The organism is Sphingomonas metalli, from assembly GCF_014641735.1.
GTDB lineage: Bacteria > Pseudomonadota > Alphaproteobacteria > Sphingomonadales > Sphingomonadaceae > Sphingomonas > Sphingomonas metalli.
Genome location: NZ_BMIH01000002.1, coordinates 631,679 through 657,423 on the forward strand (window position 1 = coordinate 631,679; position 25,745 = coordinate 657,423).

General features: G+C 68.8%; 20 protein-coding genes and 1 tRNA gene. 13 read left to right on the plus strand and 8 right to left on the minus strand.

The annotated features are described in order from the left end of the window. Window positions 1-33 precede the first annotated feature (33 nt). Complete coding sequence (locus tag IEX18_RS09115; RefSeq protein WP_188658406.1) at window positions 34-2,325, minus strand: CDC48 family AAA ATPase; 2,292 nt, start codon at window positions 2,323-2,325, stop codon at window positions 34-36. Between the two features lie 256 nt (window positions 2,326-2,581). On the opposite strand from IEX18_RS09115, the gene IEX18_RS09120 reads away from it, so the two are divergent. Then, a complete protein-coding gene (locus IEX18_RS09120) occupies window positions 2,582-3,478 on the plus strand; it encodes a LysR substrate-binding domain-containing protein (RefSeq protein ID WP_188658407.1) in 897 nt (298 codons plus the stop codon). A gap of 275 nt (window positions 3,479-3,753) precedes the next feature. Here IEX18_RS09120 and IEX18_RS09125 read toward each other — a convergent pair whose 3' ends face one another. Both IEX18_RS09125 and mgtE read right to left on the minus strand, forming a co-directional pair. Further along, complete coding sequence (locus IEX18_RS09125) at window positions 3,754-4,155, minus strand: DUF1489 family protein (protein WP_188658409.1); 402 nt, start codon at window positions 4,153-4,155, stop codon at window positions 3,754-3,756. A 37-nt stretch (window positions 4,156-4,192) separates the two neighbouring features. Then, the gene (mgtE, locus tag IEX18_RS09130; protein ID WP_188658411.1) at window positions 4,193-5,599 is read right to left on the minus strand and encodes a magnesium transporter; all 1,407 of its coding nucleotides are present in this window, start codon (window positions 5,597-5,599) and stop codon (window positions 4,193-4,195) included. A gap of 111 nt (window positions 5,600-5,710) precedes the next feature. Between mgtE and IEX18_RS09135 the strand changes: the two genes are divergently transcribed. Beyond that, window positions 5,711-6,166: a peptidylprolyl isomerase gene (locus IEX18_RS09135; protein WP_188658413.1), complete on the plus strand. Its 456-nt coding sequence runs from the start codon at window positions 5,711-5,713 to the stop codon at window positions 6,164-6,166. Between the two features lie 424 nt (window positions 6,167-6,590). Here the strand turns inward: IEX18_RS09135 and IEX18_RS09140 are convergent, their stop codons facing one another. Next, window positions 6,591-7,262 carry an RlmE family RNA methyltransferase gene (locus IEX18_RS09140; RefSeq protein WP_188658414.1) on the minus strand — a complete coding sequence of 224 codons (672 nt, stop codon included), beginning with the start codon at window positions 7,260-7,262 and terminating at the stop codon, window positions 6,591-6,593. 25 nt (window positions 7,263-7,287) lie between these two features. Then, window positions 7,288-8,337 (minus strand): Ppx/GppA phosphatase family protein, encoded by a 1,050-nt coding sequence (locus tag IEX18_RS09145; RefSeq protein WP_188658416.1) that lies wholly within the window; start codon window positions 8,335-8,337, stop codon window positions 7,288-7,290. A 211-nt stretch (window positions 8,338-8,548) separates the two neighbouring features. Here IEX18_RS09145 and IEX18_RS09150 point away from each other — a divergent pair. The 5 genes from IEX18_RS09150 (at window position 8,549) to IEX18_RS09170 (ending at window position 12,135) form a co-directional block, all read left to right on the plus strand. Continuing rightward, window positions 8,549-8,622, plus strand: a tRNA-Gln gene (locus IEX18_RS09150). Between the two features lie 367 nt (window positions 8,623-8,989). Further along, complete coding sequence (locus IEX18_RS09155; protein WP_188658418.1) at window positions 8,990-10,063, plus strand: acyltransferase family protein; 1,074 nt, start codon at window positions 8,990-8,992, stop codon at window positions 10,061-10,063. Window positions 10,064-10,140: 77 nt separating this feature from the next. Continuing rightward, a complete protein-coding gene (locus IEX18_RS09160; RefSeq protein ID WP_188658420.1) occupies window positions 10,141-10,389 on the plus strand; it encodes a hypothetical protein in 249 nt (82 codons plus the stop codon). 84 nt (window positions 10,390-10,473) lie between these two features. Beyond that, entirely contained in the window at window positions 10,474-11,550 is a 1,077-nt protein-coding gene (gene aroC, locus IEX18_RS09165; protein WP_188658427.1) for a chorismate synthase, read from the plus strand. Between the two features lie 72 nt (window positions 11,551-11,622). Then, the gene (locus IEX18_RS09170) at window positions 11,623-12,135 is read left to right on the plus strand and encodes a hypothetical protein (protein ID WP_188658429.1); all 513 of its coding nucleotides are present in this window, start codon (window positions 11,623-11,625) and stop codon (window positions 12,133-12,135) included. Between the two features lie 303 nt (window positions 12,136-12,438). Here IEX18_RS09170 and IEX18_RS09175 read toward each other — a convergent pair whose 3' ends face one another. Next, window positions 12,439-13,728, minus strand: a complete 1,290-nt coding sequence (locus IEX18_RS09175) for an adenylosuccinate synthase (RefSeq protein ID WP_188658431.1) — start codon at window positions 13,726-13,728, stop codon at window positions 12,439-12,441. Window positions 13,729-14,205: 477 nt separating this feature from the next. Then, window positions 14,206-15,312: an ATP phosphoribosyltransferase regulatory subunit gene (locus tag IEX18_RS09180; protein ID WP_188658432.1), complete on the minus strand. Its 1,107-nt coding sequence runs from the start codon at window positions 15,310-15,312 to the stop codon at window positions 14,206-14,208. Window positions 15,313-15,443: 131 nt separating this feature from the next. Here IEX18_RS09180 and IEX18_RS09185 point away from each other — a divergent pair, with 131 nt between their 5' ends. From IEX18_RS09185 to IEX18_RS09205, 5 genes are all read left to right on the plus strand, one after another. Continuing rightward, complete coding sequence (locus IEX18_RS09185; protein WP_188658434.1) at window positions 15,444-17,537, plus strand: TonB-dependent siderophore receptor; 2,094 nt, start codon at window positions 15,444-15,446, stop codon at window positions 17,535-17,537. A gap of 74 nt (window positions 17,538-17,611) precedes the next feature. Then, complete coding sequence (locus IEX18_RS09190) at window positions 17,612-18,919, plus strand: MFS transporter (RefSeq protein ID WP_188658436.1); 1,308 nt, start codon at window positions 17,612-17,614, stop codon at window positions 18,917-18,919. A gap of 58 nt (window positions 18,920-18,977) precedes the next feature. Beyond that, window positions 18,978-20,174: an MFS transporter gene (locus IEX18_RS09195; RefSeq protein ID WP_188658438.1), complete on the plus strand. Its 1,197-nt coding sequence runs from the start codon at window positions 18,978-18,980 to the stop codon at window positions 20,172-20,174. Window positions 20,175-20,202: 28 nt separating this feature from the next. Then, window positions 20,203-21,300, plus strand: a complete 1,098-nt coding sequence (locus IEX18_RS09200) for an AI-2E family transporter (protein WP_188658439.1) — start codon at window positions 20,203-20,205, stop codon at window positions 21,298-21,300. A 118-nt stretch (window positions 21,301-21,418) separates the two neighbouring features. Further along, window positions 21,419-23,812, plus strand: a complete 2,394-nt coding sequence (locus IEX18_RS09205) for a TonB-dependent receptor (protein ID WP_188658441.1) — start codon at window positions 21,419-21,421, stop codon at window positions 23,810-23,812. A 167-nt stretch (window positions 23,813-23,979) separates the two neighbouring features. Here the strand turns inward: IEX18_RS09205 and IEX18_RS09210 are convergent, their stop codons facing one another. Further along, window positions 23,980-24,453 carry a MarR family winged helix-turn-helix transcriptional regulator gene (locus tag IEX18_RS09210; protein WP_188658443.1) on the minus strand — a complete coding sequence of 158 codons (474 nt, stop codon included), beginning with the start codon at window positions 24,451-24,453 and terminating at the stop codon, window positions 23,980-23,982. Between the two features lie 76 nt (window positions 24,454-24,529). Between IEX18_RS09210 and hppD the strand changes: the two genes are divergently transcribed. After that, the gene (hppD, locus tag IEX18_RS09215) at window positions 24,530-25,618 is read left to right on the plus strand and encodes a 4-hydroxyphenylpyruvate dioxygenase (protein ID WP_229664470.1); all 1,089 of its coding nucleotides are present in this window, start codon (window positions 24,530-24,532) and stop codon (window positions 25,616-25,618) included. The last annotated feature ends 127 nt before the right edge of the window (window positions 25,619-25,745 follow it).

A 25,745-nucleotide genomic window follows, 5' to 3' on the forward strand; every position in this document is an offset into this window, starting at 1 on the left:
AGGTTTCGCCTGCGCCGGGGAACAGTCTGGTCCTTACCGCCCCTTTTCCCCCCGCGGCGTCAGCTGCCCCGGCGAGATGAAGCCGATCGGCTGGATCGCCGCGGCCTCCTGCTTCAGCCGCGCGGCGATCTGCTCATAGTCGCGCTCCATTTCGGCGGTCACGCTGGCGCGGCTGTCCTCCAGCGCCTTCTCGAAGTCGCTCATATAGACCTCGCGTGCGCCGAGCGACCGGCGCAGCGCGACGAGGCCGGCGCGGCGCACCACGTCCTCAAGGTCGGCGCCGGTATAGCGCTCGGTCCGCCGCGCCACCTCGTCGAGATCGACATCCGCGGCGAGCGGCATCTTCTGCGTCTGGATCGACAGGATGCGCCGCCGCCCCTCGGCGGTGGGCACGCCGACATAGACCAGCTCGTCGAAGCGGCCCGGCCGCAGCAGCGCCGGATCGACGAGGTTGGGCCGGTTGGTCGCGCCGATCACCACCACCGATTGCAGCTCCTCCAGCCCGTCCATCTCGGCGAGGATCGTGTTGACCACCCGCTCGGTCACCTGCGGCTCGCCCAGTCCGCCGCCGCGGGCGGGGACGAGGCTGTCGAGCTCGTCGATGAAGATCACCGTCGGCGCGACCTGGCGTGCCCGGGCGAAGAGCCGGCTGATCTGCTGCTCGCTCTCGCCATACCACTTGCTCAGCAGGTCGCTCGACTTGGTGGCGATGAAGTTCGCCTCCGCCTCGCGCGCCACCGCCTTGGCGAGCAATGTCTTGCCCGTGCCCGGCGGCCCGTAGAGCAGGAAGCCCTTGGCCGGGCGAATGCCCAGCCGGCGGAAGGCGTCGGGATCCTTGAGCGGCAGCTCCACGCCCTCCTTCAGCCGCTCCTGAGCCGCGTCGAGCCCGCCGACATCCTCCCAGCGGACGGTCGGCGCCTGCACCATCACCTCGCGCATCGCCGAGGGCTGGACCCGCTTGAGCGCGCCGAGAAAGTCGTCGCGCGTCACCGACAGCGTCTCCAGCACCTCGGGCGGAATGGTCCGCTCCTCGAGATTGAGCTTCGGCATGATCCGGCGCACCGCCTCGATCGCCGCCTCGCGGGTCAGCGCGGCGAGGTCGGCACCGACGAAGCCGTAGGTGGTGCGCGCCAGCTCGGTCAGGTCGACGCCCTCGCCCAGCGGCATGCCGCGGGTGTGGATGCCCAGGATCTCGCGCCGCCCGCGCTCGTCGGGCACGCCGACCACGATCTCGCGATCGAACCGGCCGGGCCGGCGCAGCGCCTCGTCGATCGCCTCGGGCCGGTTGGTGGCGGCAATCACGATCAGGTTCGCGCGCGCTTCCAGCCCGTCCATCAGCGTCAGCAGCTGCGCCACCAGCCGCTTCTCCGCCTCGCCCTGCACATTGCCGCGCTTGGGGGCTATCGAGTCGATCTCGTCGATGAAGACGATCGAGGGCGCGGACTTGGCCGCCTCCTCGAAGATCTCGCGCAGCCGCCCTTCGGACTCGCCATAGGCGGAGCCCATGATCTCCGGCCCGTTGATCAGGAAGAACTGCGCGTCGCTCTCGTTCGCCACCGCGCGCGCGAGGCGGGTCTTGCCGGTGCCCGGCGGGCCGTAGAGGAGCAGCCCCTTGGGCGGCTCGACCCCCAGCCGCTCGAACAGCTCGGGATAGCGGAGCGGCAGCTCGACCATCTCGCGCAGCTGGTCGATCGTCGAGGCCATGCCGCCGATATCGTCATAGGTGACGTCCGCCCGGCGGGTATCGCCCGCCTCCTGATATTCGGGACGGAGCTCGATCTCCGTATTCTCGTCGATATGGACGATGCCCTTGGGACTGGCCGAGACGACCTGCAGCCGGATCTCCTGCAGGGCATAGGCGGGCGCGTTCATGAAGCGCTGGACGGTCGGCGGCATGTCCGCCACCCGTTGGTGCCCGGCGGTCGCGACCACGTCGCCCTGGCAGAAGGGCCGGCCGAGGAACGTGCGCTTCAACGCGTTCGCCGAGCCCTGGAGGCGCAGGTTCTGCTGCGCCGGCGCGAAGACGACCCGCGTCGCCGGCCGCGATACGGCACGGCGGACCTCGACGAAATCACCCGAACCGACCCCGGCATTGGCGCGCTGGAGCCCGTCGATGCGCAGGATCTCCAGCCCCTCGTCCTCTGGATAGGGGGCGACGGCGCGGGCGGGGGTGGAGAGCTTGCCGATGATCTCGACGATATCGCCCTCGCCGACTCCCAGCGCCGCCATCAGGGTGCGCGGCAGATGCGCAAGGCCGCGGCCCGAATCCTCCGGCCGGCTATTGGCCACCTGGATCTTGCGCTGGGGAGTCTCGGCATCGGCCATCGTCTTTTGTCCTTTCCTGCCGGCAAGCGCATGGCCCGTAACCGGGTTCCGGCGTGTGTCGGCAGCAGGTAGCGATCGCAGACGCGAAAAAAAGGGCCGGTCCGAATGGACCAGCCCTGGAAGTTTTTAGGAGAGGATGCCTGAAAGGCAGGTTCGTTTTGCGCTGCACCGTGGTATGTTGCAAGTGCGAAAAGAGTGATTAAGATTGCATCAACCGCAATCGTTATAGAACGGGACGATACCGGAGACCGGAGAGATGCGAAGGCTTCCCCCATTGGGCGCCATCGAGGCGTTCGTCCAGGTTGCGCGGCTCGGCTCGGTCAAGGCCGCGGCCGAGGAACTCGCGCTGTCCGCACCGGCGCTGTCGCGGCGCGTCCAGTCGCTCGAACGCTTTATCGGCCGGCCGCTCTTTGCCCGCCGGCATCAGGCGATGGTCCTCAACGAGGATGGCGAGCGGCTGCTGACCGAGATCGCGCCGGTCCTCGACCAGCTGTCCAATGCGGTCGAGGCGATGACCGCGGGGCGCGAGCTGCTGCGGCTGCGGCTCGGCGTGCTGCCGCTGTTCGCGGCGCAACGGCTCTTCCCCCGGGTCGGCGACCTGCGGCGGGCCCATCCCGATCTGCACCTCGACATCGACACGGCGGGCCATGGCATCGCGCGGCTGGGCGACGGGCTGGATGCGGTGATCGCACTCGCGCGCGACATCGAGCCCTCGCTCTACGCCAAGCGGATCGACACCAATTCGGTCTATGTCATCGGCTCGCGCGCGATGCAGGAAGGTCCGCGGCCGATCACCCGGCCGGAGCAGCTGTCCGGCCAGACCGCGCTGCTGCACCGCGAAATGCCCGACACGATCAGCGCCTGGGCGAGCGCGGCGGGCGTCGACCCGATCAAGCCGCTCGCAGTCGACTATTTCGATGCCGGGGGGCTGATGCTGGAGGCGACGGCACAGGGCCTCGGCGTCGCCTTCATGCATGCGAGCCACTTCAACCATGCCAACGACCCGCGGCTGGTGCGTCTCTTTCCGGAGATCGAGGTGGAGAGCCCCTACAGCCACTGGTTCGTCTGCCGCCCCCGCGCCATGCAGGCGCGGCCGGTGCGGATCTTCCACGACTGGCTGTTCAGCGACTTCGTGAAGAGCGACCAGGGGTGATGTTCGCCTAATGTGCTTCGGTCGCGCGAAGGCGCTGCGCCGCGAAGAAGGTTGGTTCGCGCGGAGGCGCGGAGGCGCGGAGAAGAAGGGAATGAGAGGGCCGTGGCACACGCCGCGCGCGGCGCTTCATCTTCGCCTGCGCCCAAGATGAAGAGCTGCTGCCGCGGTACGCGCAACACCTCCGCGCCTCCGCGTCTCCGCGTGAAAAAATCCTCTGCGGCCTCAGCGCCGTCGCGCGAACCAACCGCCTTCGCGCCTTTGCGTGAAACAAACCCTCAGATCAACGCCAGCTCCGCCAGCTTCCCCACCAGCGACGGCGGCATCGCGGCGAGTCCGCTTGCGCCGCCCCCCAGATCGGCCGGCGCGTCGCCCGCCTCCAGATAGCGCCAGCCCTGATGCGCACGCTTCGGCCGCGCCTCGACCAGCTGGAAGTCGGGGCCGAGATGGATCGCCACCCGGCCGCCCTCCGCCTCGCCGAAGCGGACGATCGGCGAGCGCGCGATCAGCTGGTGCTTGAAGATCCAGTAGAGCGAGCCGGCGCCGGCGATCTCCTCGTGCCGCTTGGGCAGGAAGCGGGTGGTGAGGAACAGCTCTCCCGCCTCGGCACGCGTCGCCAGCCGTTCGGCAAGATGCTCGACGCTGGTGATCCCGAACGCGACCTTGGTCAGATGCAGCATCGGCCCGATATGGGCCGCCGCCGCGGGGCCGCAAGCGCTAGCCGCCGAGCCCCCAGAGCGTCGCAAGTCCCAGAAACGACAGGAAGCCCATCGTGTCGGTGCACATCGTCACGAACACGGAGGAGGAGACGGCCGGATCCACGTCGAACCGGTCGAGCGTGATCGGCACGAACACGCCCGCCAGTCCCGCCACGACATTGTTGATCAGCAGGGCCAGCCCGAACACGACCGCCAGCGCCGGGTTGCCCGACCAGAAATAGCAGCCCGCACCCACCACCAGCCCCAGCGCGCTGCCGTTGCTGGCGGCGATGCGCAGCTCCCGCCAGATCATCCGCATCGTGTTGGAGCTGGTCAGCTGGTTGGTCGCCAGCGCGCGGACGACCACCGCCAGCGTCTGCGTGCCGGCATTGCCGCCCATGCCGCTGACGATCCCCATCAGCTGCGCCAGCACCGCGAAGCGCGCGATCCGCTCGTCGAACAGCCCGACCACCGTCGCCGCCAGCATCGCGGTGGGCAGGTTGATCAGCAGCCACATCAGCCGCGTGCGCACCGTCAGCCGGATCGGCTCGTTGATGTCGCCCTCGCCCGCGCCCGACAGCCGTAGCACGTCCTCGCCCGCCTCCTGCTGGATGATGTGGACGACGTCGTCGACGGTGATCATCCCGACCAGCCGTCCCGCCCCGTCGACCACCGCGGCGGAGATCAGCGCATATTTCTGGAAGCGGAGCGCCACCTCCTCCTGGTCCATGTCGACCGGGATCAGCGTCTGCTCGCGCGCCATCACATCGGCCACCGGCACCCAGCGCGGGGTGCGCAGGATCCACGACAGCGCGCAGGTCCCGACCGGGCGGTGTCCGGGATCGACCACGAACACCTCCCAGAAATCGGTGGTCAGCTCCTCATGCCCGCGCAGATAGGTGATGACGTCGCCGACGGTCCAATGTTCGGGCACCGCGACCAGGTCGCGCTGCATCAGGCGGCCGGCGGATTCCTCGGGATAGGACAGCGCCTCCTCGATCGCGGCGCGATCGTCGGGGTCCAGCGCGCGCAACACCTCGCGCTGGTCCTCGGGCTCCATGTCCTCGATGATCGCGACCGCGTCGTCGGTATCGAGCTCCGCGGCGAGATCGGCGACCTCGGTCGGGGTCAGCGCGTCGATCAGGTCCTCGCGGACATAATCGTTCATTTCCGCGAAGACGTCGGCGTCGAGCAGGTCGCTGACCGCATGCGCCAGCGCGCCGCGCTGCTCGTGCGGCACCAGCTCGAACAGGTCGGCGATGTCGGCGGGATGGAGCGGCTCGACCAGCGCGCGCGCCGCGTCGACATCGCCCTCCTCGACGGCATCGAGCACCGCACGGACGAATTCGGGCCGCAGCCGGTCGTCCTCGTCCAGCTCGTCGAGGTCGCGCTCGGTATCCGCTTCGGGAAGCTCGCTTTCGCCCATTGCCGCCTCCCTTGCCTGCCGGTGCGAGCCAGCGTCCTATCCCGGCCGCCCGCGATTTGCCAGCGGCGTCGGCTATCCCTATCTGCGGGCGCGACAACACGGAGAAGACCCATGGCCGACACCCCCGAGACGCTGATCATGACGCTGGATGGCGGCGATGTGACGATCCGCCTGCGCCCCGACCTGGCGCCCGAACATGTGAAGCGCATCGCCGAGCTGGCGGACGAGGGCTTCTATGACGGCGTCGTCTTCCACCGGGTCATTCCCGGCTTCATGGCGCAGGGCGGCGACCCGACCGGCACCGGCATGCATGGCTCGGACAAGCCGAACCTGAAACAGGAATTCTCGAAGGAGCCGCATGTCCGCGGCACCTGCTCGATGGCGCGGACGATGGATCCCAATTCCGCCAACTCGCAGTTCTTCATCTGCTTCGACGACGCCCGCTTCCTCGACGGCCAATATACCGTGTGGGGCGAGGTGACCGACGGCATGGACCTGATCGACGCGCTGCCCAAGGGCGAACCGCCGCGCGAGCCCGGCAAGATCGTCAAGATGCGGACTGCCTGAGCCTGGTCATCCTTCCCCGCAGGGGGAGGTGGCACACAAGGTTCGAAGATGGGGAGGGTGCGGCTCGTTAACCTAATCGTTATCGCCGTGTCCCTCCCCCCTTCATTCGCTAGGAACGCAATATTCCCGCCGAGCCGCAGAGACAATCGGCAGGGGCGAGACATTCACACACGCGCACAGCCTGCTGTCTTCCGTCGTCTCGGCAAAGGCGCGGTTATGGATTTGCGTTTGAAGTGGAGCGCTTAAGGTTCGTGGAAACGCCTCCCCGGGGGTTTGGCAGTCGAGGCATTTCCCGGGCAAGTCATTGAGCCGGTGAACCAAGGCGTGGGGTTTAGCGTCGAGGTCGGTCTTGCGGGGCAGGAAGCGTCACAGGCGCGCGAAGATGTTTTAACGCAACCGCGCCGTCCGTGGGATACGACCCGATCTAGGCCCCTTCCGTCCGCCCCTTGAAGCCCTGCGCCACCACGAACCATTCCACCGAGCCCTTGCGGCTGGCGGGCGGCTTGGCGTGCTTCACCGTGGCGAAATTGCGCTTCATCTCGGCCACGAGCGTCGAATCCGCACCGCCGGCGAATACCTTGGCGACGAAGGTCCCGCCGGGGGCCAGCACGTCGCAGGCGAAGGCGAGCGCGGCCTCGACCAGCGCCATGGTGCGCAGCGCGTCGGTCTGCGGATGGCCGACGGTATTGGCGGCCATGTCCGACAGGACGAGATCGGGCGCGCCGCCCAGCGCCGCGGTCAGCCGCTCGGGCGCCTCGTCGGCCATGAAGTCGAGCTGGAAGATGGTAACGCCGTCGATCGGGTCGACCGGCAGCAGGTCGATGCCGACCACCTCCGCCTGGGGCAAGCGGCGGCGCACGACCTGGCTCCAGCCGCCCGGCGCGATGCCCAGATCGACCACGCGCCTGCGTCCCTTCAGCAGGGCGAAGCGCTCGTCCAGTTCGAGCAGCTTGTAGGCGGCCCGGCTGCGATAGCCGTCGGCCTTGGCGCGGCGGACATAGGGATCGTTGAGCTGCCGCTCGAGCCAACGCGTGGAGGCCGCGGTGCGTCCCCGCGCCGTCTTCACCCGCTGGCGCAGGCCACCGCCGCGACTCATGCCTGACACTCCATACCCGCGTTCCTCATGGCCGCCGCTCCCCCATCAGGCAGCGCAATATGCCCTCGCGGATGCCGCGATCGGCGATGCCGAGCCGCTCGGCCGGCCAAATGTCCATGATTGTCTCCAGGATCGCGCAGCCCGCAACGACCAGATCGGCGCGCTCGGGGCCGATGCAAGCGACCGTCGCCCGTTCGGCCACGGACTGGCCGGACAGGCCCCGGCAGATGGCGCGCATCGCCTCGGCCGGGGCGATCATGCCGTCCACCGCGGCGCGATCATAATGATCGAGACCGAGATGCACGCTGCCCAGCGTCGTCACCGTGCCGCTAGTGCCGAGCAGCCGCGGCCGCGCCACGGTCGGCAGCCGCGCGGCGAAGGGCGCGATCGCCGCCGCGACCGTGCGGCACATCTGCGCATAGGCATCGGTACGCCGCACGGGGTCGCGGCCATCGCCGATCAGCCCGGCGACGCTCTCGGTCAGCGACACCACGCCCCAGGGCGCCGAATGCCAGTCGAGGACGCGCGGCTCCTCCCCGCCCGTGTCGACCAGCACCAGCTCGGTCGAGCCGCCGCCGATGTCGAAGACCAGCGCCGGGTCCGCGCCCGGCTCAATCAGCGCATGGCAGCCGAGTACCGCCAGCCGCGCCTCTTCCTCGGCCGAGATGATGTCGAGCCGGATGCCGGTCTCCCGGTGCGCGCGCGCGATGAACTCTGCCCCGTTGGCGGCGCGGCGGCATGCCTCGGTCGCGACCGCGCGCGACAGGACCACGTTGCGGCGCTTCAGCTTGTCCGCGCAGACGCGCAGCGCCGCCAGCGTCCGGTCGATCGCGGCGTCGGAGAGCCGCCCGCTCGCGCCGAGCCCCTCGCCCAGCCGGACGATCCGGGAAAAGGCGTCGATGACGGCGAACCCGCCGCCCTGGGGACGCGCGATCAGCAGCCGGCAATTGTTGGTGCCGAGGTCGAGCGCCGCATAGGCTCGCGCATCGGACCAGCGGCCGCGGGGCGGCCGGGTCGGCGCCGGACGGGCAGGACGGTCCTGCCGGTACGGCTGTCGGGTGGATCGATCCCCCATAGCCGTGCTTCTTGTCTTTCGTTCGTGTTATCCCGTCACGCGGACGAAGCGACCCGAAGGATCGCCTGCCGCGCCGGTGCTTGCCGTCAACGTAGCGAGCCCCGTCGCCGTCGACAAGCGGGCTGGCGCACAGGGCTTTTCACCGCTGCGGCGATAGCGGCGCAAACGGACTTGACCCTGCGCCGCCGCGCGCCTAGACGCGCCGACCTGTTGCCCGATCGTCTAACGGCAAGACTACGGACTCTGACTCCGTCAATCGTGGTTCGAATCCACGTCGGGCATCCAATCACCACCATTGCGCAGGATCGCGGCACACGGAATCGGCGTGGCCCTTGCGGCCCGCTCCCCGGACCACGGACTGCCGCCCATCCGTGACCGGCGGCGGCCGGCCACAAGGCTGGCCCGTCCGGCGCAAACGATCATCGATCCACCCGTGCCGAACATCGAGCCGTAAAGGATAGTTGCGCGGACAGGAGAGGCCGACCCTCCGCCGCGACGACAAGTCTTACTGTGTCCGTAGTGGAGACAAAGGCGCGCCGTCCGCGCCATTTTGGCGTTAACTCCGGATTGTCCTGCTGAAGTCGCCGATTACTCACATATCCGGCATTACCTCTTGATCTTGGCCGGATCGGTACTTTCAGCGAGATCGGGATTGACGCACATCGCCGGCGACGGGACGGACTATTCGACGCGGTCGGTCGATCGGCGATCGACACCGCGGATCGAAATCATCGACGCCCTGCGCGGCTGCGCGCTGCTGCTGGTCGTATTCGACCATAGCTGCGGCTTCGGCTTGATGGCGGTACCGGCGCCCTATCGGGCCATGGGCGCGGTCTTGACCGCGCTTCGCATGCCGACGCTCTTCCTGCTGAGCGGCTTCGTGTGCGCGTCACTGGTGCGCGAGCCGTTGCGGGCGCTCAATCGCGCGATCAGCCTCGCCTGGCTCTGCGCGATCTGGCTGCCGCTTGCCCTGGCGCTACACCTCGGGCTGATCATCAACGTCGAGATTTCGCCGGCAAGCTTTCTGCCACTCGAACTCGCGCGCGAGGCGCTGCATCCGTCGACCCATTTGTGGTTCATCTGGGTCCTGTGCATCTACACCATCCTGACACCGCTCATCCGCGGTCGCGATCGGCGGCGCGTTCTCGTCGCTGCCGGCCTGATCAGCTTCGTGTCCTGCCTGGGGCTGATCGAGATCCATCCGTCACAGAACAACATCCTGCGCTTCAGCGTCTTCTACTTCGCGGGCGCGCTCTATGCCGACCGCCTCCGCGCGATGCTCGGCACGCCTGTCTCGACGCGGCTGCTGCTGATGGCGATCGCCGCCTTCTGCGTCATCCTCGCCCTGCACTTCGCCGCCAGCCGATCGACCGACCTGAGGCTGATGGGGCTTGCCGTGCGCATCGCCGGCTGCGTCGTCGCGCTCAATATCGGCCGGGCCCTGTTCGCGGGACGGGATGCGCCATGGCTCTGCTGGATCGGACGCAACACCCTGCCCGTCTATCTGCTGCACATGTTCTTCATCATCATGCTGACGCGCTACGTCTTCCCGACCCGGGCCGGGGCAGAGGCCTATCTACTGCTGCCGCTGATCGCGGCGCTTTCGGTCGCAGGCAGCCTGGCCGTGCACCGGGCGACGGCGACGCGATGGACGGCGTGGCTCTTCCGCTGCCCGGACCGACTGCACGTCGCGGCACGGCGGTACGAGCGGCCCGAGCCGGCCTGACCGCCCGACGCCAGCGGACAGGGCGATGGGGCGTTTGCGGGTGTCGATACGTTGACGATCCATACTCGGAGGCCAGCATGCACAGCACCACCCGTAAACTCGCGATCCGCCGCACGGCCGAGATGGCGAGCGTGTTCATGATCGGCGATGGCCTGCTCGGGCTGCTGCAGCCGGAGCGGCACGTCGATCTGTGGCGGTCGCGGGTCACTACCGTGGACGCCCTGGTCCGTCCCTTCGCCGGCCACCCCGGCCGTCGCCGCGCCTATGGCCTGTTGCAGCTGGCGGCGGGGATCGCGCTCGCTTCGCGGTTGCGGCCGGTGCGCTGACGCCCGGCTATGTTCTAACCGCCGCCGATCTGCCATGGGCGAGCCCATGGTCCAGCCTCTCCCCTTCGCGCCGGGCGACCGGCGATGAGCTACAACACCTTCGGGCGCGTCTTCCGCTTCACGACCTGGGGCGAGTCGCATGGGCCGGCGCTGGGCGCGGTGGTCGATGGCTGCCCGGCCGGACTGTCGCTGTCCGAAGCGGACATCCAGCCCTGGCTCGACCGGCGTCGGCCGGGAACCAGCCGCTTCACCACCCAGCGGCGGGAGCCCGACGAGGTGCGGATCCTGTCCGGCGTGTTCGAGGGGCGGACGACCGGCACACCGATCAGCCTGATGATCGAGAATGTGGATCAGCGGTCGAAGGACTATGGCGAGGTCGCGCTCGCCTATCGGCCGGGCCATGCCGATTACGCCTATGACGCCAAATACGGCTTTCGCGACTATCGCGGCGGCGGGCGCTCGTCGGCGCGCGAGACCGCGGCGCGGGTCGCGGCGGGGGCCGTCGCGCGCAAGGTGATCCCGCAGGTGCGCATCCGCGCCTGGGTAGAGGCGATCGGCGGCGACGCCGTCGATCCGGCGGCGTTCGACGACGCGGCCATCGACGAGAACCCGTTCTTCTGCCCCGACCGGGCCGCGGCGGCGCGCTGGGAGGTACTGGTCGACGCCGCGCGAAAGGCTGGCTCGTCGCTCGGCGCGGTGGTGACGTGCGAGGCGACCGGCGTGCCGGCGGGCTGGGGCGCGCCGCTCTACGCCAAGCTCGACAGCGAGCTGGCCGCCGCGATCATGTCGATCAACGCGGTGAAGGGCGTCGAGATCGGCGACGGCTTCGCCGCGGCCGCGCTGTCGGGCGAGGCGAACGCCGACGCGATGCGGCCGGGCGGCACCGATGCAGCGGGGCCGCGCTTCCTCGCCAACCATGCCGGCGGGATCGCGGGCGGGATCGCTACGGGCCAGCCGATCCGCGTGCGCGCGGCGTTCAAGCCGACCAGCTCGATCCTGACGCCGGTCGAGACGATCACCCGCGACGGTGCGGCAACGGAGATCGCCACCCGCGGCCGGCATGACCCCTGCGTGGGCATTCGCGGGGTGCCGGTAGTCGAGGCGATGATGGCGCTGGTGCTGGCCGACCAGGCGTTGTTGCACCGGGCCCAAATGGGATGATTATGGTTAACTAACGGAACGCCCGCCTTCGCGTGACCGTTCTAGCCCGCACTTCCAGCAGGAGAGAATGTCATGCGTCCGATGATGATGATCGCAGCGATGATGCTGCCCGCGGCCGCTCTGGCCCAGACCGGCACCGGCGCCGGCGTTGGCGTGGGTGGCACCGGGACCGGATCGGTCGGCGGCACCGGCGTGGGCGTCGGCGGTACGATGGGCACCGGCGTTGGCACCGACAGCACGATGGGCCAGACCGGCACGACGATGAGCGGTCAGACCGGCACGAGCGTCGGTACCGGCACCACGACCAGCACCCGCTCGACCACGCGGGGCCGGTCGACCCGCCGCGGCTCGACCACGACGGGCGGCACCGGCACCACGACGGGTACCGGGGTCGAGTCCGGCACCAGCGCGGGCACGGGCACGACGGGCCAGATGGGCACGACGACGCCGATGGGCGCGGGTTCGGCGGGCACCTATGACGGTGCCAATGCCGGCATGACCGGCAGCACCACGACGGCGACCGGCAATGCCGTCGGCAGCGGTGCGACGCCGACGACGGGCTCCACCACCCCGCCGCGCGGCTGATCTCAGATCCGGGCCGCCCGAAAGGGCGGCCCGTCTTGCATCAGGAGGCGATCCGATGCGTATTCCGCTTCTTGTCGGCGCGCTGACCCTATCGACGATAGCTGTCGCCCAGTCCCCGCGCCCCTCGCCGACCCCATCACCCTCACCCACGGCGACGGCCACGCCCGCAGCCGACCAAGTCGATCCGCCTGCGGCACCTCCGGGCGATCCGGTGCCCGACAGTGCGAACTCGCGCCGCGCCGACGCCGCGCCGCCGGCCGGCGAACCGACCAGCGCCAGCGACGCACCGCCGAAATAGCGGCGTCAGTCCGCGAAGGGGTCGCGGACGAGGATCGTGTCCTCGCGTTCCGGACTGGTCGATACCAGCGCGACCGGGCAGCGGATCAGCTCCTCGACCCGGCGGATATATTTGATCGCCTGGGCCGGCAGGTCCGCCCAGCTGCGCGCGCCGGCCGTCGACTGGCTCCAGCCCTCCATCGTCTCGTAGACCGGCTCGACCGCGGCCTGGTCGGCGGCATGCGAGGGAAAATAGTCCAGCGTCTCGCCGCGCAGGCGATAGCCGGTGCAGATGCGGACCTCCTCGAACCCGTCGAGCACGTCGAGCTTGGTCAGCGCGATTCCGGTGATGCCGCTGACCGCCGCCGACTGGCGGACCAGCACGGCGTCGAACCAGCCGCAGCGGCGTTTGCGCCCGGTGACGGTGCCGAACTCATGCCCGCGCACGCCCAGCCGCTCGCCGGTGTCGTCCTCGAGCTCGGTGGGGAAGGGGCCGGAGCCGACCCGGGTCGTATAGGCCTTGGCGATCCCGAGCACGAAGCCGACCGCGCCCGGCCCGAGACCCGAACCGCCCGCCGCCGTGCCGGCGATGGTGTTGGACGAGGTGACGAAGGGATAGGTGCCGTGATCGACGTCGAGCAGCACGCCCTGCGCACCCTCGAACAGGATGCGCCGCCCGGCCGCGCGCGCTTCGTTCAGGTCGCGCCACACCGGCTTGGCGAAGGGCAGGACGAAGCCGGCGATCGCGCGCAACTCGGCGATCAGCGCCTCGCGGTCGATCGGATCGGTGCCGAAACCGGCGCGCAGCGCGTCATGATGCGCGAGCAGCCGGTCGAGCTGCGGTCCCAGTGCGTCGAGATGCGCCAGGTCGCAGACGCGGATCGCGCGGCGGCCGACCTTGTCCTCATAGGCCGGGCCGATGCCGCGGCGCGTGGTGCCGATCTTGCCGGCGCCGCTCGCATCCTCGCGCAGCGCGTCGAGATCGCGGTGGAGCGGCAGGATCAGCGCGCAATTGTCGGCGATGCGCAGCGTCTCGGGCGTGGCGACCACGCCCTGTGCGCCCAGCCGCTCGATCTCGGCCTTCAGCGCCCAGGGATCGAGGACCACACCGTTGCCGATCACCGAGGGCGTACCGCGCACGATGCCGGAGGGAAGCAGCGAAAGCTTGTAGACATTCTCGCCGACCACCAGCGTATGCCCGGCATTGTGCCCGCCCTGGAAGCGCACGACCATGTCGGCGCGCTCGGCCAGCCAGTCGACGATCTTGCCCTTGCCCTCGTCGCCCCATTGCGCGCCGATGACCGCCACGTTCGCCATGATATGCCTCGTCCCCCTGCCGGAGGAACCCGGCGCGCCCTTCGACAGGACTCGGCGCGGCGGGGATGCCAGTGATGCGGTGGCGCGCCTACCGGCAGGACGGTGGCGGGTCAACCGGGAAAGGGCGGTCGGTTGCGTGGGGAAGCGAGATCGATTATATACGGCATCGCCAAACGACATGGCTCTGCCATTGGATGAACCCCCGCCACGGCAATGGCGGGGGTTCAATCGTTTGGGGGACGCGCGGCAACGCGCCCCCCGCCCGTTGGCCTATTCGCGACGTGCCACTTCGACAACCTTGAGGACAAGGGTGCCGAAGCCGAACAGCGCCGCAAGGAACAGGCACACATCGCCAAACGACATGGCTGTCTCCCATTGGATCGGCGGCGGGATTGCCGCCGACGCCTGCGCTAAAGGGCCGGCAGCGATGCTGTCATCGGCGTGGTTCGATTCGTATGGACCAGAACGGAACAGCCCTCACACCGCCCGAACCGCCGCGCCGTCCCAGACATGCGTCGCCAGTTGCGCCTCGGGCGAGTCGCCCGGTTCCAGCGCGCGGACGGTGACCCAGCCCTCGCTGCGCAGCCGCGCGCCGACGTCCGCCGGCGTGCCGTACGGCAGGAACAGGCGCCGTCGCTCCCCGCCCGCGCCGAGCGCCGCCAGCGCCTCGGCATAGAGCGAGAAGCCGGTGGCGGGCTCCTCGCGGCCATCGGCGTGGACGATCAGATAGGTGCCCCCCCGCCCCAGCTCGCGCGCGGCGCCCGCGGCGAAGAGCGAGAAGCCGAGCCAGGACTGATATTCGAAGCCGTGCCGCTCGGTCGGGTCGAGCGTCAGCGCGACCGAAGACGGGAGAGTCGCGGCGATCGCCTCCAGCGCGTCGAGCCGGCTGGTCAGGGCGCCGAACGTGTCGAAGGCGCGCAGCCGGGTGACCGCCCCGGCAAAGGGCCCTGCCGCCTCGACCAGCGGCAGATAGGCGGGCGCGATCGCGGCGACCCCGCCCGCATCCTTGGCATCGAGCCGCTCGCGCAGGGAACCGATCGCCTCGACCGCGACCGGCAACGGCCCGGCTGCGAGCGTGTCGACCAGATCGGGCAGGGTGAAGTCGATCGACGGGTCGGCGATCCCCGCCGCCGTCAGCCCCTCCACCGCGACGCCGACGACCTCGGTCGCCGCGGCGACCGAATCCAGGCCGATCAGCTCGGCCCCGACCTGCCGCCGCTCGCGGGCCGGGGCGAGCTGCGAGGCGCGGAGCGACAGCACCGAGCCGGCATAGGAGAGGCGCACCGGGCGCGGATGATGCCCCATCCGGGTCGCTGCGATCCGCGCGACCTGCGCGGTCAGATCGGGTCGGATCGCCAGCGTGGCCTGGCCGACCGGGTCGACGAAGCGCACCGCATTGGTGAGGCCGCCCGCCTTGAGCCGCGCCGCCAGCGCCTCGGCATATTCGGCGAGCGGCGGATCGACCCGCTCGTAGCCGTGCAGCCGCGCCGCCTCGAGCACCTGCCTCTCCACCCCGGCGGCGATGTCCGCGGCGGGGGGGAGGCGATCGTGGAATCCTTCGGGCAGCAGGCCGGACGTCGTCATGCACCGCCCGATAGCCGGGAAGCCGTCATCGCGCCACCCGGCGCTTCTAACCAGAGCTAATGATAACGACTTGCATTTACCTCGGAGCAATTGCAAAGGGCTCGCAACAACAGATTCAGGGACTTGCCCGCATGTCGATCGCTCTCGCCCTTCTCGCCGCCGTTGCCGATCCCTCCGCCGCTACCGTCGAGGGCGCCGCCGTTCCGGCGGCCAATGTCGACCAGCGCGGCGAGGAGATCGTGGTTACGGGAACGCGGACCGAGGGCAGCGAGGACTATACCATCTCTAGCCAGAGCACCGCGACCCGGCTGCCGCTCACCCTGCGCGAGACGCCGCAGTCGATCAGCACGGTGACGCGCGCGCAGATCCAGGACTTCCAGCTCAACGACATCAACGCGCTGTTGACCACGGTGCCGGGCATCAACGTGCAGGCGGTGGAAAGCGACCGCGTCTACTATTCGGCGCGCGGCTTCGACATCCAGACCTTCCAGATCGACGGGATCGGCGTCCCCTTCGCCTTCGGCATCCAGACGGGATCGATCGATACGGCGATCTACGACCATATCGAGGTGCTGCGCGGGGCGCCGGGGCTGCTGTCCTCGACCGGCAATCCCTCGGCGGTCGTCAACTTCATCCGCAAGCGCCCGACCCGCGAGCTCAGCGCGAGCGCCAGCGCGCAATATGGCTCGTTCGACACGCTGCGCCTCGATGCGGACGTCAGCGTGCCGCTGACCGGCGACGGCAGCATCCGGGCGCGCGGCGTCGGCGTCTATCAGGACGGCGACAGCCATCTCGACCGCTACCATCTGCGACGCTGGACCGGCTATGGCATCGTCGAGGCGGACCTGGGCGCGAATACCACGATCAGCGGGGGCTATGGCCATCAGGATCACCAGAGCCACGGCGCACTGTGGGGCAGCCTGCCGCTGACCTATAGCGACGGCACGCGGATCGATTACGACCGCTCCTCGAGCGTCGCGCCCGACTGGTCGAGCTGGAACGTGATCGACCGCCAGATCTTCGGCGACATCACCCACAAGCTGGGCAACGACTGGGTCGTTCGGGTCAGCGCGATCCGCCGGGCGACGAACGAGGACAACGAGCTCTTCTACGTCTACGGCAATCCGGACCGGACGACGGGCACCGGCATCCTCGCCTATCCCGGCGCCTTCCTCGCCCCGACGCGCAACCTGACGCTCGAGGCCTATGCCACGGGGCCGCTGAACCTGTTCGGGCGCCGGCACGAGGTGATGCTGGGCGTCAACCGCAGCGCGCAGACCTACAAGCAATATTCGAGCTACGCCGCGGTCGATGTGCCGGTGCTGCTGCCCGACATCCTGGCCGGCTCCTATCCGAAGCCGAACTTCCCGCAGACCTACACGCTCAGCCTCGACCAGCATACGCGGCGCGAGACCGCCTATGGCATGGTCCGCCTCGACCTCGCCGATCCGCTCAAGCTGATGCTGGGCGCGAACCTGACCCATGCGAAGAGCGACGGCTATTCCTATGGCGTACCGTCGCGCTTCGATGCGACCCGCTTCCTGCCCTTCGTGGGTGCGGTGCTGGACCTGTCGACCAACGTCAGCGCCTATGCGAGCTACGCCACGATCTTCAATCCGCAGACCGAGACGGACGTGGACAACCGCATCCTCGCACCGATCCGCGGCAACAATCTGGAAGCGGGGCTGAAGGGCGCCTGGTATGGCGGGCGGCTCAATGCCAGCGTCGCCGTGTTCCAGACCCGGCAGGACAATACCGCCGAATATGCGGGCTTCGCCAACGGCCGCAGCTATTACACCGGCATCGACGCCAAGTCGGAGGGGATCGAGCTCGATTTCGGCGGCCAGATCGCGCCGGGCTTGCAGGCGACCGGCGGCTATACGCTGATGCGGATCGAGGGCGAGGACGGCCAGCCCGTGCGCCGCTACGTGCCGCGCAACACCGGTCGGCTGAACCTCAGCTACGCCCCGCCGGCCCTGCCCGCGCTGAAGCTCGGCGCGTCCGCCCAATATCAGAGCCGCATCGTCAATCCCTCGGGCGTGTTCCGGCAGAAGGACTATGCGCTGCTCGACCTGTTCGCCCGCTATGCGCTGACCGATCGGATCTCGGTGAGCGCGAACCTGCGCAACGTCACCAACACCAGGTATCTCGTCGCCGCCAATGTCGACCAGAGCTATTACGGCGCGCCGCGCACCGTGCTGGGGACGATCAGCGTCCGCTACTGACCGCCGGTTTTGACCTTGCCCTGACGCCCGGTGCGGTAGAGCATCGCGCCGATGGGCCAGGACAGGATCGCGCGATGACCGCTTCACCCGCCGCGGAAACCGGCCCCGCCACGCGCGACCGGGTCAAGGCGATCGTCGGCGGATCGACGGGCAATCTGGTCGAATGGTACGACTGGTATGCCTATGCGGCCTTCACCCTCTATTTCGCGCCGCACTTCTTCCCCTCGGGCGACCGGACCGCGCAGTTGCTGGGTGCGGCGGCGGTGTTCGCGGTCGGCTTTCTCATGCGTCCGCTCGGCGCGTGGATCATGGGCATCTATGCCGATCGCAAGGGCCGCAAGAGCGGGCTGGCGCTGTCGGTCACGCTGATGTGCGCCGGCTCGGCGCTGATCGCGGTCGCACCGACCTATGAGAGAGTCGGCCTGGTCGCGCCCGCCATCCTGGTGCTGGCGCGGCTGCTCCAGGGGCTGTCGGTCGGCGGCGAATATGGCGCGAGCGCGACCTATCTGTCCGAAATGGCGGGCCGGAACCGGCGCGGCTTCTTCTCGTCCTTCCAATATGTCACGCTGATCGGCGGGCAGCTCGTGGCGATCGGCGTGCTGCTGCTGCTCCAGTCGATCCTGTCCGAAGCGGCGCTCGAGGCGTGGGGGTGGCGCATCCCCTTCGCGATCGGCGCGGTGCTGGCGATCGTCGTCTTCTGGATCCGCCGGGGCCTTGCGGAGACGCAGAGCTTCGCCAATGCTCGCAAGGACGGGGCGGCGCCGTCATCGGGGATGTTCGCGCTGTTCCGCCATCACCCGCGCGAGGCGATCACGGTGATGCTGCTGACCGCGGGCGGCACGCTCGCCTTCTACGCCTATTCGATCTACATGCAGAAGTTCCTGGTGAATACGAGCGGCTTCAGCCGCGAGGTCGCCTCGCGGATCAATGGCGGCACGCTGTTCCTGTTCATGCTGCTCCAGCCGGTCGCCGGCGCGCTGAGCGACCGGATCGGCCGCAAGCCGCTGCTGGTCGGCTTCGGCGTGCTGGGCACGCTGCTCACCTATCCGCTGTTCGCCACGCTGGAGACGACGCGCGATCCCGTCACCGCCTTCCTCCTCGTCATGGGCGGGCTGGTGATCGTCACCGGCTACACGTCGATCAACGCGGTGGTGAAGGCGGAGCTGTTCCCCGCACACATCCGCGCGCTCGGTGTCGCCCTGCCCTATGCCTTGGCGAACACGCTGTTCGGCGGCAGCGCCGAATATGTCGCGCTCCGCTTCAAGGACGCAGGGTGGGAGCGGGGCTTCTACTGGTATGTGACGGCGATGATCGCGATCTCGCTCATCACCTATCTGCGGATGCGCGACACCCGCCACGCCAGCGCGATCGCGGAGGATTAGAGCGGCTCGACGGGCGCTTGCCACCGGCGGCGGCGTCCGGCACATCGGGGGCACAGCCATGGTCCGCCGCTTCGCCGTCCCGCTCCTTCCTGCTTGCGGGCTCGCCAATGCCGCCACGGTAGTCGGCTGGCTGCCGCTCCTCAACCTGCTGCTCGCCCTGCGGATCGACCGGCTGGCGCCGGACATGCGGATCGCGCTGCTGGCGATCAGCGCGGTCGTCGGCGGCATCGCGGCGAGCGTCGCCAACATCCTGTTCGGCTGGCTGAGCGATGTGCTGCTCGCACGCGGCATTGCCCGACGTGCGGTGATCGCGGCGGGGCTGGTGGCGGTCACGCTCGCCTATGCCCTGCTGACCGCGGCGACCACGCCGCTGGGGATCGTCGCGGGGGTAGTGGCGGTCCAGGTGAGCTTCAACGCCGTGCTCGCCCCCTTTCTTGCGCTGCTCGCCGACGAGGTGCCGGAAGCCGATCGCGGCAAGCTCGGCGGGCTGCTCTCGCTGGGGCAGCCGATCGCGGCGGCGATCCTGGCGCTGATGGTCTCGCTGCCCGCGATATCGGAGGCGGCCCGGCTGCTGCTGCTGCCGGTGCTGATCGCGCTGGGCATGCTGCCCTTCCTGTTGCGCGGCAGCGATCCCCTGCCGCCCGAACCGCGCCCCGCCCCCGTCGAGGCCGCCGCCAGCCGCCGGGCGCTGGCGCTGGCGATCGCGGCGCGGCTGCTGGTGCAGGCGGCGGGCAGCGTATTGGGCCTCTATCTCTTCTATTATCTCGAGTCTGTGTCGGGACCGATCCCGCAGGCCGAGCTCGCGGCCCGGGTCGGCACCCTGCTGACCATCGGCTATGTCATTCCGGTGCCGATCGCCCTGCTGCTCGGCCATCTGTCCGACCGGATCCAGCAGCGCCGCCTGTTCCTCGTCGCCGCCGGGCTGGTGGCGGCGCTGGGGATGACGGTGATGGCCGCCGCCGGCGACTGGCGGACGGCGATCGCGGCCTTCTACGTCTACACCGCCGGCTCCGCGATCTTCCTCGCGCTGCATATCGGCTTCTCGTTCCGGCTGCTGCCCGACCCCGCCTGGCGGGGGCGCGACCTGGGACTGTACAACCTGTCCAACACCATTCCCGCCGTGATCGGACCGATCCTGACCTGGTGGCTGGCGACGCCGCAGAATTTCAGCCCGCTGCTGATCGCGCTGGCGGCGCTGACCGCGGCGGGCGGGCTGTTGTCGCTCGCCATGCGCCCGCCCCCGTGCCAAGGCTGATCGTCCCAGGGACAGAGACGGGCGGACGATGCTGATTTCCAAAGACCGGGTCGAACATGGCGGCCTGATCCTGTTCCTCGCCCTCATCACCCTCGGGCTGATCGCGATCGTCTCGAGCTTTATCGGCGCGCTGCTCTGGGCGGTGCTCGCGGCGATCCTGTTCCAGCCGCTGTTCCGGCGCCTGCTGCGCCGCTGGCCGGATCGGCGCAACAGCGCCGCAGCGGCGACGCTGCTGATCATCACGGTCGCGGTGATCCTGCCGGCCGCTATCATCGCCAGCCTGGTCGCCGACCAGGCGGCGGGCGTCTATGCCCAGCTGCGCAGCGGCCAGATCAACTTCGCCGTCTATTTCGAGCAGATCCACGATGCCCTGCCCGCCCGGCTCCAGCATCTGGTCGACAGTTCGGGCTTCGGCAGTTTCGACCGCGCGCGCGAGCAAGTGTCGCAGACGCTGGGCAATAGCGCGAGCATGCTCGCGCGCCGGGCGCTGTCGATCGGCGCCAATGCCGCCGCCTTCCTGCTCGCCTTCGGCGTCGGGCTCTACGTCACCTTCTTCCTGCTGCGCGACGGGGAGCGGATCGGCCCCGCGGTGATCCGCGCGCTGCCGCTGCCGCGGCCCGTGGCCGAGCGACTGACTGCCAAGTTCGTTGCGGTGGTGCGCGCGACCATCAAGGGCTCGGGCCTCGTCGCGCTGGCGCAGGGCGCGCTCGGCGCGATCACCTTCTGGATCGTCGGCCTGCCCGCCGCGCTCCTGTGGGGCGTGCTGATGGCGATCGCGGCGCTGCTGCCGGCGATCGGCCCCGCGATCATCTGGGGACCGGTCGCCATCTATCTGCTCGCGACCGGCGCGATCTGGCAGGGGGCGGTGGTTATCGCATCGGGCGTGCTGGTCATCGGACTGGCCGACAATATCCTCCGGCCGATCCTGGTGGGGCGCGATACCGGCATTCCCGACTGGCTGGTGCTGGTGACGACGCTGGGCGGCATCGACCTGATCGGCCTGAGCGGCATCGTCGTCGGCCCGCTGGTCGCGGCGCTGTTCCTGACCGGCTGGCGGATCCTGACCGAGGAGCGGCAGGGCCGGATCGTGTCCGCCGATGAAGATGTTGAACAAACGGATAGTTAGCCTCTGCTGACCTTCTAATATAGTTTTCTGCCATTACAGTTATTGACAATAGCTGATCCAGTTCTACCATCCGGTCGCAAAGAAGGGGCGAAGACCTTTTCGACATCGGGAGGATGGAATGACCGGGCATCGATCGACCGTGCGCGCGCTGCTGGCCTGTAGCACCGCCGCCATTCTGACGCTGACCACGCCGGCCATCGCACAGGACGTGCCGCCCGCCGCCGCGCCGGAGGCGAGCGCAGCGCCGGAGGACGCCGACATCGTCGTCACCGCGCGCCGCCGCGAGGAGAGCCTGCAGGACACGCCGATCGCGATCACCGCGCTGAGCGCCGAAACGCTGCAGGACCGGCAGATCGTCCAGACCCAGGACCTCGAAAAGGTCACGCCCAGCCTGCAGTTCAAGCCCGCCGGGCAGCTCTCGGGCAACAGTGCCTCTTCGGTGGTGTTCATCCGCGGCGTGGGACAGGTCGACCCGACCGCGGCCGTCGATCCCGGTGTCGGCATCTATCTGGACGAGGTCTATCTGGGCCGCGCGGTCGGCGGCGCGATCGATTTCGGCGACATCGCCGGGGTGGAGGTTCTGCGCGGTCCGCAGGGCACGCTGTTCGGCCGCAACACGATCGGCGGCGCGATCCTGGTTCGCACCCGCCAGCCCGAACTGGGTGTCTGGTCGACCCGCTCGCGCGTGCGCGTCGGCGACTACAACCTCTTCGAGGGATTCACCGCGCTCAACATTCCGATCGGCGAGACGCTGGCGGCGCGCGTCTCCGCCGGCTTCCGCAAGCGCGACGGCTATGTCCGCCGCGCCTCCGACAATCTCGATCTGGGCAACGAGAACGGCTATTCGTTCAACGGCGCGCTGAAGTGGGAGCCGTCGAGCGCCTTCGACATGTTCCTGCGCGGCGACTATTCGCGCCGCGACGAGCATGGCGCACCCTTCGTCTTCGCCGGGATCAACGAACAGGCGCCAGTCGCGGCGATTGCCAGCGTCGCCGCCGGCTGTCCGGGCGCGACCATCCCGTTCAGCCCGATCGTGCGCGGCGACCCGCGCTTCGGCGCGCCCAACGTACCGCAGATCAACGATCCCCGCTGCGCCAACGACTTCCAGGCCAAGGGCGATTTCACCAACGGCGGCACCGCGCCGGTGATGAGCATGTCGGAGGTGTGGGGCCTCGCCAACACCGCCAACATCCGGTTGACCGAGCAGGCACTGATCAAGCTGATCACCGCCTATCGCGAGACGACGTCGCGCGGCGTGCGCGATGCGGACAATACGCCGCTCACCCTCATCACCACCGATGTCGGATCGAAGTCGCACCAGTTCAGCCAGGAGGTCCAGCTCCAGCTCGACTTCGGCAAGGTCAGCGGCATCCTGGGCGGCTATTATTTCGACGAGGTGACCGACGAGCGCGCCACCGTCTATCTGGCCTTCCCGCCCTCGCCCCCGGTGATCTCGTCGCTGCTGCGCGGCGGCCCCGGCAGCCGCGACCTTCAAGTCTCGCGGCTCAAGACCAATTCGGTCGCCGCCTTCGGCGAGGTCAGCTGGACTCCGATCGAGCGGCTCGAGCTGACCGGCGGCCTGCGCTACACCTCGGACCGCAAATACTATCAGGGGACGGTGCTCAACCTCTTCCCGGCGACCCAGCCCGATCCCAATCCGCTGCCCTCGCTGGCGACGACGCAGGGCGGGCCGCTGTTCATCTTCAACCGGCCGTTCGTCCGCGACTTCGCGGCGCTGACCGGCTCGGCCAGCGCGCAATATCGCTGGTCGGACGCGATCAGCACCTATGCCTCCTGGGCGCGCAGCTTCAAGTCGGGCGGGTTCAACACCCGCTACAACGCCGCCACGACCGACAATCTGCCCGTCCCCTTCGCCGACGAGAAGGTGACGAGCTACGAGATCGGCGTGAAGACCAATATCGGCCGGCTGCGGCTGAACCTCGCCGCCTTCCAGGCGGAATATGACGATATCCAACTGATCTTCCGCCAGGGCGTGGTGCCGCTGCTGTTCAACGCCGGCAAGGCGCGCATCCGCGGGCTGGAGGCGGAGGCGAGCTATCGGGCGCCCTGGGGCCTGATCTTCGACGGCGGGATCAGCGTGCTCGGCGACAAGATCAAGAGCATCACCCAGATCCCCGGCGCCACCGCCACCGTCGCGCCGGGCGACGACCTGCCCTTCACCCCCGATCTCACCGCCAATGTCGGCATCGGCTACAAGATCGAACTGGGCGGCGGCACCTCGCTGACGCCGCGCTTCGACGGCAATTACAGCTCGAAGTTCACCTTCATCACCGGCAGCATCCCGCTGATCGAGGAGAATGGCTATTTCGTCGGCAACGCCTCACTGATCCTGAAGCTGAACAGCGGGATCGAGGTGAGCGCGGGCGTCAACAACCTGTTCGACGAGCGCTATCTCATCCAGGGCAACGCGTCGCTGGCGACGCTGGGCTATGCCGAACGCATCTTCGCCCGGCCGCGCAACTGGTTCGTCCAGCTGTCGACCTCGTTCTGACGTCTTGAAGTTCGAGCCACTCGGCCGAAACCGTCGCCCCAGCTCAGGCTGGGGCCTCGGGCGGATCCAGCCTCGCGCCGTCGCCAGGAGATCCCAGCCTTTGCTGGGATGACGCGCTTCTGGTGAAAGGAAGCGGGTCCGAAGCCGGACACTTCACTCTTCGACTATCACACCCCGTCCAAAATCGCCGCATCGATCCGGCGCAGCATGCGCGTGAACGCCGCCAGCTCCTCCGGATCGAAGCGCGCGAAGATGCGGCGTTCCAGTTCCAGCGCCTTGGGCGCCACCGCCGCATAGAGCTCGCGCCCCGCCTCGGTCAGCACGAGATGGTGGGAGCGCTTGTCGCCCTTATGGGGCATTCGCGCCATCAGCCCGCGCTCGACCAGCGCGATCGCGGCGCGGCTGACCGTCACCTTGTCCATCCGGGTCCGCGCGCCGATGCCCTGCTGGGTGATCCCACCCTCTTCCTCGGCGACGACCGCGATCAGCCGCCATTCCGGGATCCGGAGGTCGAACAGCGCGATATAGGTTCCCGCTACCGTGTCGCTGACGAGGTTGGAGGTGAAGGACAGGCGATAGGGCAGGAAATCGTCCAGCCTGAGCTGCGCCGGCTCGGAAGAGGATGCGTCCGAAGAAGCCATCGCATGATGGTAGCATTTGACACCATCTCCGCAACCATGCGATCCAGTTGCAAATGATACCGGATTGGAGGATGCCATGGTGACGACGATGGAGACGCCCGGGGCGGTGACGGCGGCCGACAACCCGCTGGGCCTCGACGGATTCGAGTTCTGCGAGTTCACCTCGCCCGATCCCGACCTGCTGGCGCGGCAGTTCGAGGCGATGGGCTTCGTCGCGTCGCATACGCATCCGGCCCGCGACGTCACCCGCTACCGCCAGGGGCGCATCAACCTGCTCCTCAACCGCGAGGCGACCGGGCAGGCGGCCGACTTCCGCGCCGCGCACGGACCCTCGGCGAGCGGCATGGCCTTTCGCGTCGCCGATCCCGCCGCTGCCTACAACCACGCGATCGCCGAGGGCGCGACCGCGGTCGATGCCGCACGCGGCACGCTGGGCGAGGGCTCGTGCGTGATCGAGGGGATCGGCGGCAGCTATCTCTATCTCGTGCGCGCCGGCGCCGATCTCTATGCCGACTGGAACGAGGTGCCCGGCTGGGAGCAGGCGGCGGCGGAGAATGGCGTCGGTCTCGACCTGCTCGACCACCTCACCCACAATGTCCGCCGCGGCGAGATGCGGACCTGGTCGAGCTTCTACGGCCGATTGTTCGGCTTCGAGGAGCAGAAATACTTCGACATCAAGGGCAAGGCGACCGGCCTGTTCAGCCAGGCGATGATCGCGCCCGACGGCGCGATCCGCATCCCGCTCAACGAGAGCCAGGACGACAACAGCCAGATCGAGGAGTTCATCCGCGAATATCAGGGCGAGGGCATCCAGCACCTCGCCCTGACCACCGACGATATCTACGACACGGTGGAGAAACTCCGCGCCCGCGGCGTGCGGCTGCAGGACACGATCGAGACCTATTACGAACTGGTCGACAAGCGCGTCCCCGGCCATGGCGAGGATCTGGAGCGGCTCAAGCGCAACCGCATCCTGATCGACGGCAATGTCGGCGACGAGGGCATCCTGCTCCAGATCTTCACCGAGAATATGGTCGGGCCGATCTTCTTCGAGATCATCCAGCGCAAGGGCAATCAGGGGTTCGGGAACGGGAATTTCCAGGCGTTGTTTGAAAGCATTGAGCTGGACCAGATCCGGCGCGGCGTCATCAAGGTGGATGCCTGAATCATCCCCGCTCCGCGGGGAGGGGGACCAGCCGCAGGCTGGTGGAGGGGGCTGGCCGCACACGGTATCGCTGGTGGATACCCCCCTCCACCAGCTTCGCTGGTCCCCCTCCCCGTGCCGGGGAGGA

Excerpts from the sequence above, each read along its gene's own strand:
- IEX18_RS09115 (WP_188658406.1), bottom strand. The coding sequence starts at position 2,325 with ATGGCCGATGCCGAGACTCCCCAGCGCAAGATCCAGGTGGCCAATAGC.
- IEX18_RS09120 (WP_188658407.1), top strand. The coding sequence starts at position 2,582 with ATGCGAAGGCTTCCCCCATTGGGCGCCATCGAGGCGTTCGTCCAGGTT.
- IEX18_RS09125 (WP_188658409.1), bottom strand. The coding sequence starts at position 4,155 with ATGCTGCATCTGACCAAGGTCGCGTTCGGGATCACCAGCGTCGAGCAT.
- mgtE (WP_188658411.1), bottom strand. The coding sequence starts at position 5,599 with ATGGGCGAAAGCGAGCTTCCCGAAGCGGATACCGAGCGCGACCTCGAC.
- IEX18_RS09135 (WP_188658413.1), top strand. The coding sequence starts at position 5,711 with ATGGCCGACACCCCCGAGACGCTGATCATGACGCTGGATGGCGGCGAT.
- IEX18_RS09140 (WP_188658414.1), bottom strand. The coding sequence starts at position 7,262 with ATGAGTCGCGGCGGTGGCCTGCGCCAGCGGGTGAAGACGGCGCGGGGA.
- IEX18_RS09145 (WP_188658416.1), bottom strand. The coding sequence starts at position 8,337 with ATGGGGGATCGATCCACCCGACAGCCGTACCGGCAGGACCGTCCTGCC.
- IEX18_RS09160 (WP_188658420.1), top strand. The coding sequence starts at position 10,141 with ATGCACAGCACCACCCGTAAACTCGCGATCCGCCGCACGGCCGAGATG.
- aroC (WP_188658427.1), top strand. The coding sequence starts at position 10,474 with ATGAGCTACAACACCTTCGGGCGCGTCTTCCGCTTCACGACCTGGGGC.
- IEX18_RS09170 (WP_188658429.1), top strand. The coding sequence starts at position 11,623 with ATGCGTCCGATGATGATGATCGCAGCGATGATGCTGCCCGCGGCCGCT.
- IEX18_RS09175 (WP_188658431.1), bottom strand. The coding sequence starts at position 13,728 with ATGGCGAACGTGGCGGTCATCGGCGCGCAATGGGGCGACGAGGGCAAG.
- IEX18_RS09180 (WP_188658432.1), bottom strand. The coding sequence starts at position 15,312 with ATGACGACGTCCGGCCTGCTGCCCGAAGGATTCCACGATCGCCTCCCC.
- IEX18_RS09185 (WP_188658434.1), top strand. The coding sequence starts at position 15,444 with ATGTCGATCGCTCTCGCCCTTCTCGCCGCCGTTGCCGATCCCTCCGCC.
- IEX18_RS09190 (WP_188658436.1), top strand. The coding sequence starts at position 17,612 with ATGACCGCTTCACCCGCCGCGGAAACCGGCCCCGCCACGCGCGACCGG.
- IEX18_RS09195 (WP_188658438.1), top strand. The coding sequence starts at position 18,978 with ATGGTCCGCCGCTTCGCCGTCCCGCTCCTTCCTGCTTGCGGGCTCGCC.
- IEX18_RS09200 (WP_188658439.1), top strand. The coding sequence starts at position 20,203 with ATGCTGATTTCCAAAGACCGGGTCGAACATGGCGGCCTGATCCTGTTC.
- IEX18_RS09205 (WP_188658441.1), top strand. The coding sequence starts at position 21,419 with ATGACCGGGCATCGATCGACCGTGCGCGCGCTGCTGGCCTGTAGCACC.
- IEX18_RS09210 (WP_188658443.1), bottom strand. The coding sequence starts at position 24,453 with ATGGCTTCTTCGGACGCATCCTCTTCCGAGCCGGCGCAGCTCAGGCTG.
- hppD (WP_229664470.1), top strand. The coding sequence starts at position 24,530 with ATGGTGACGACGATGGAGACGCCCGGGGCGGTGACGGCGGCCGACAAC.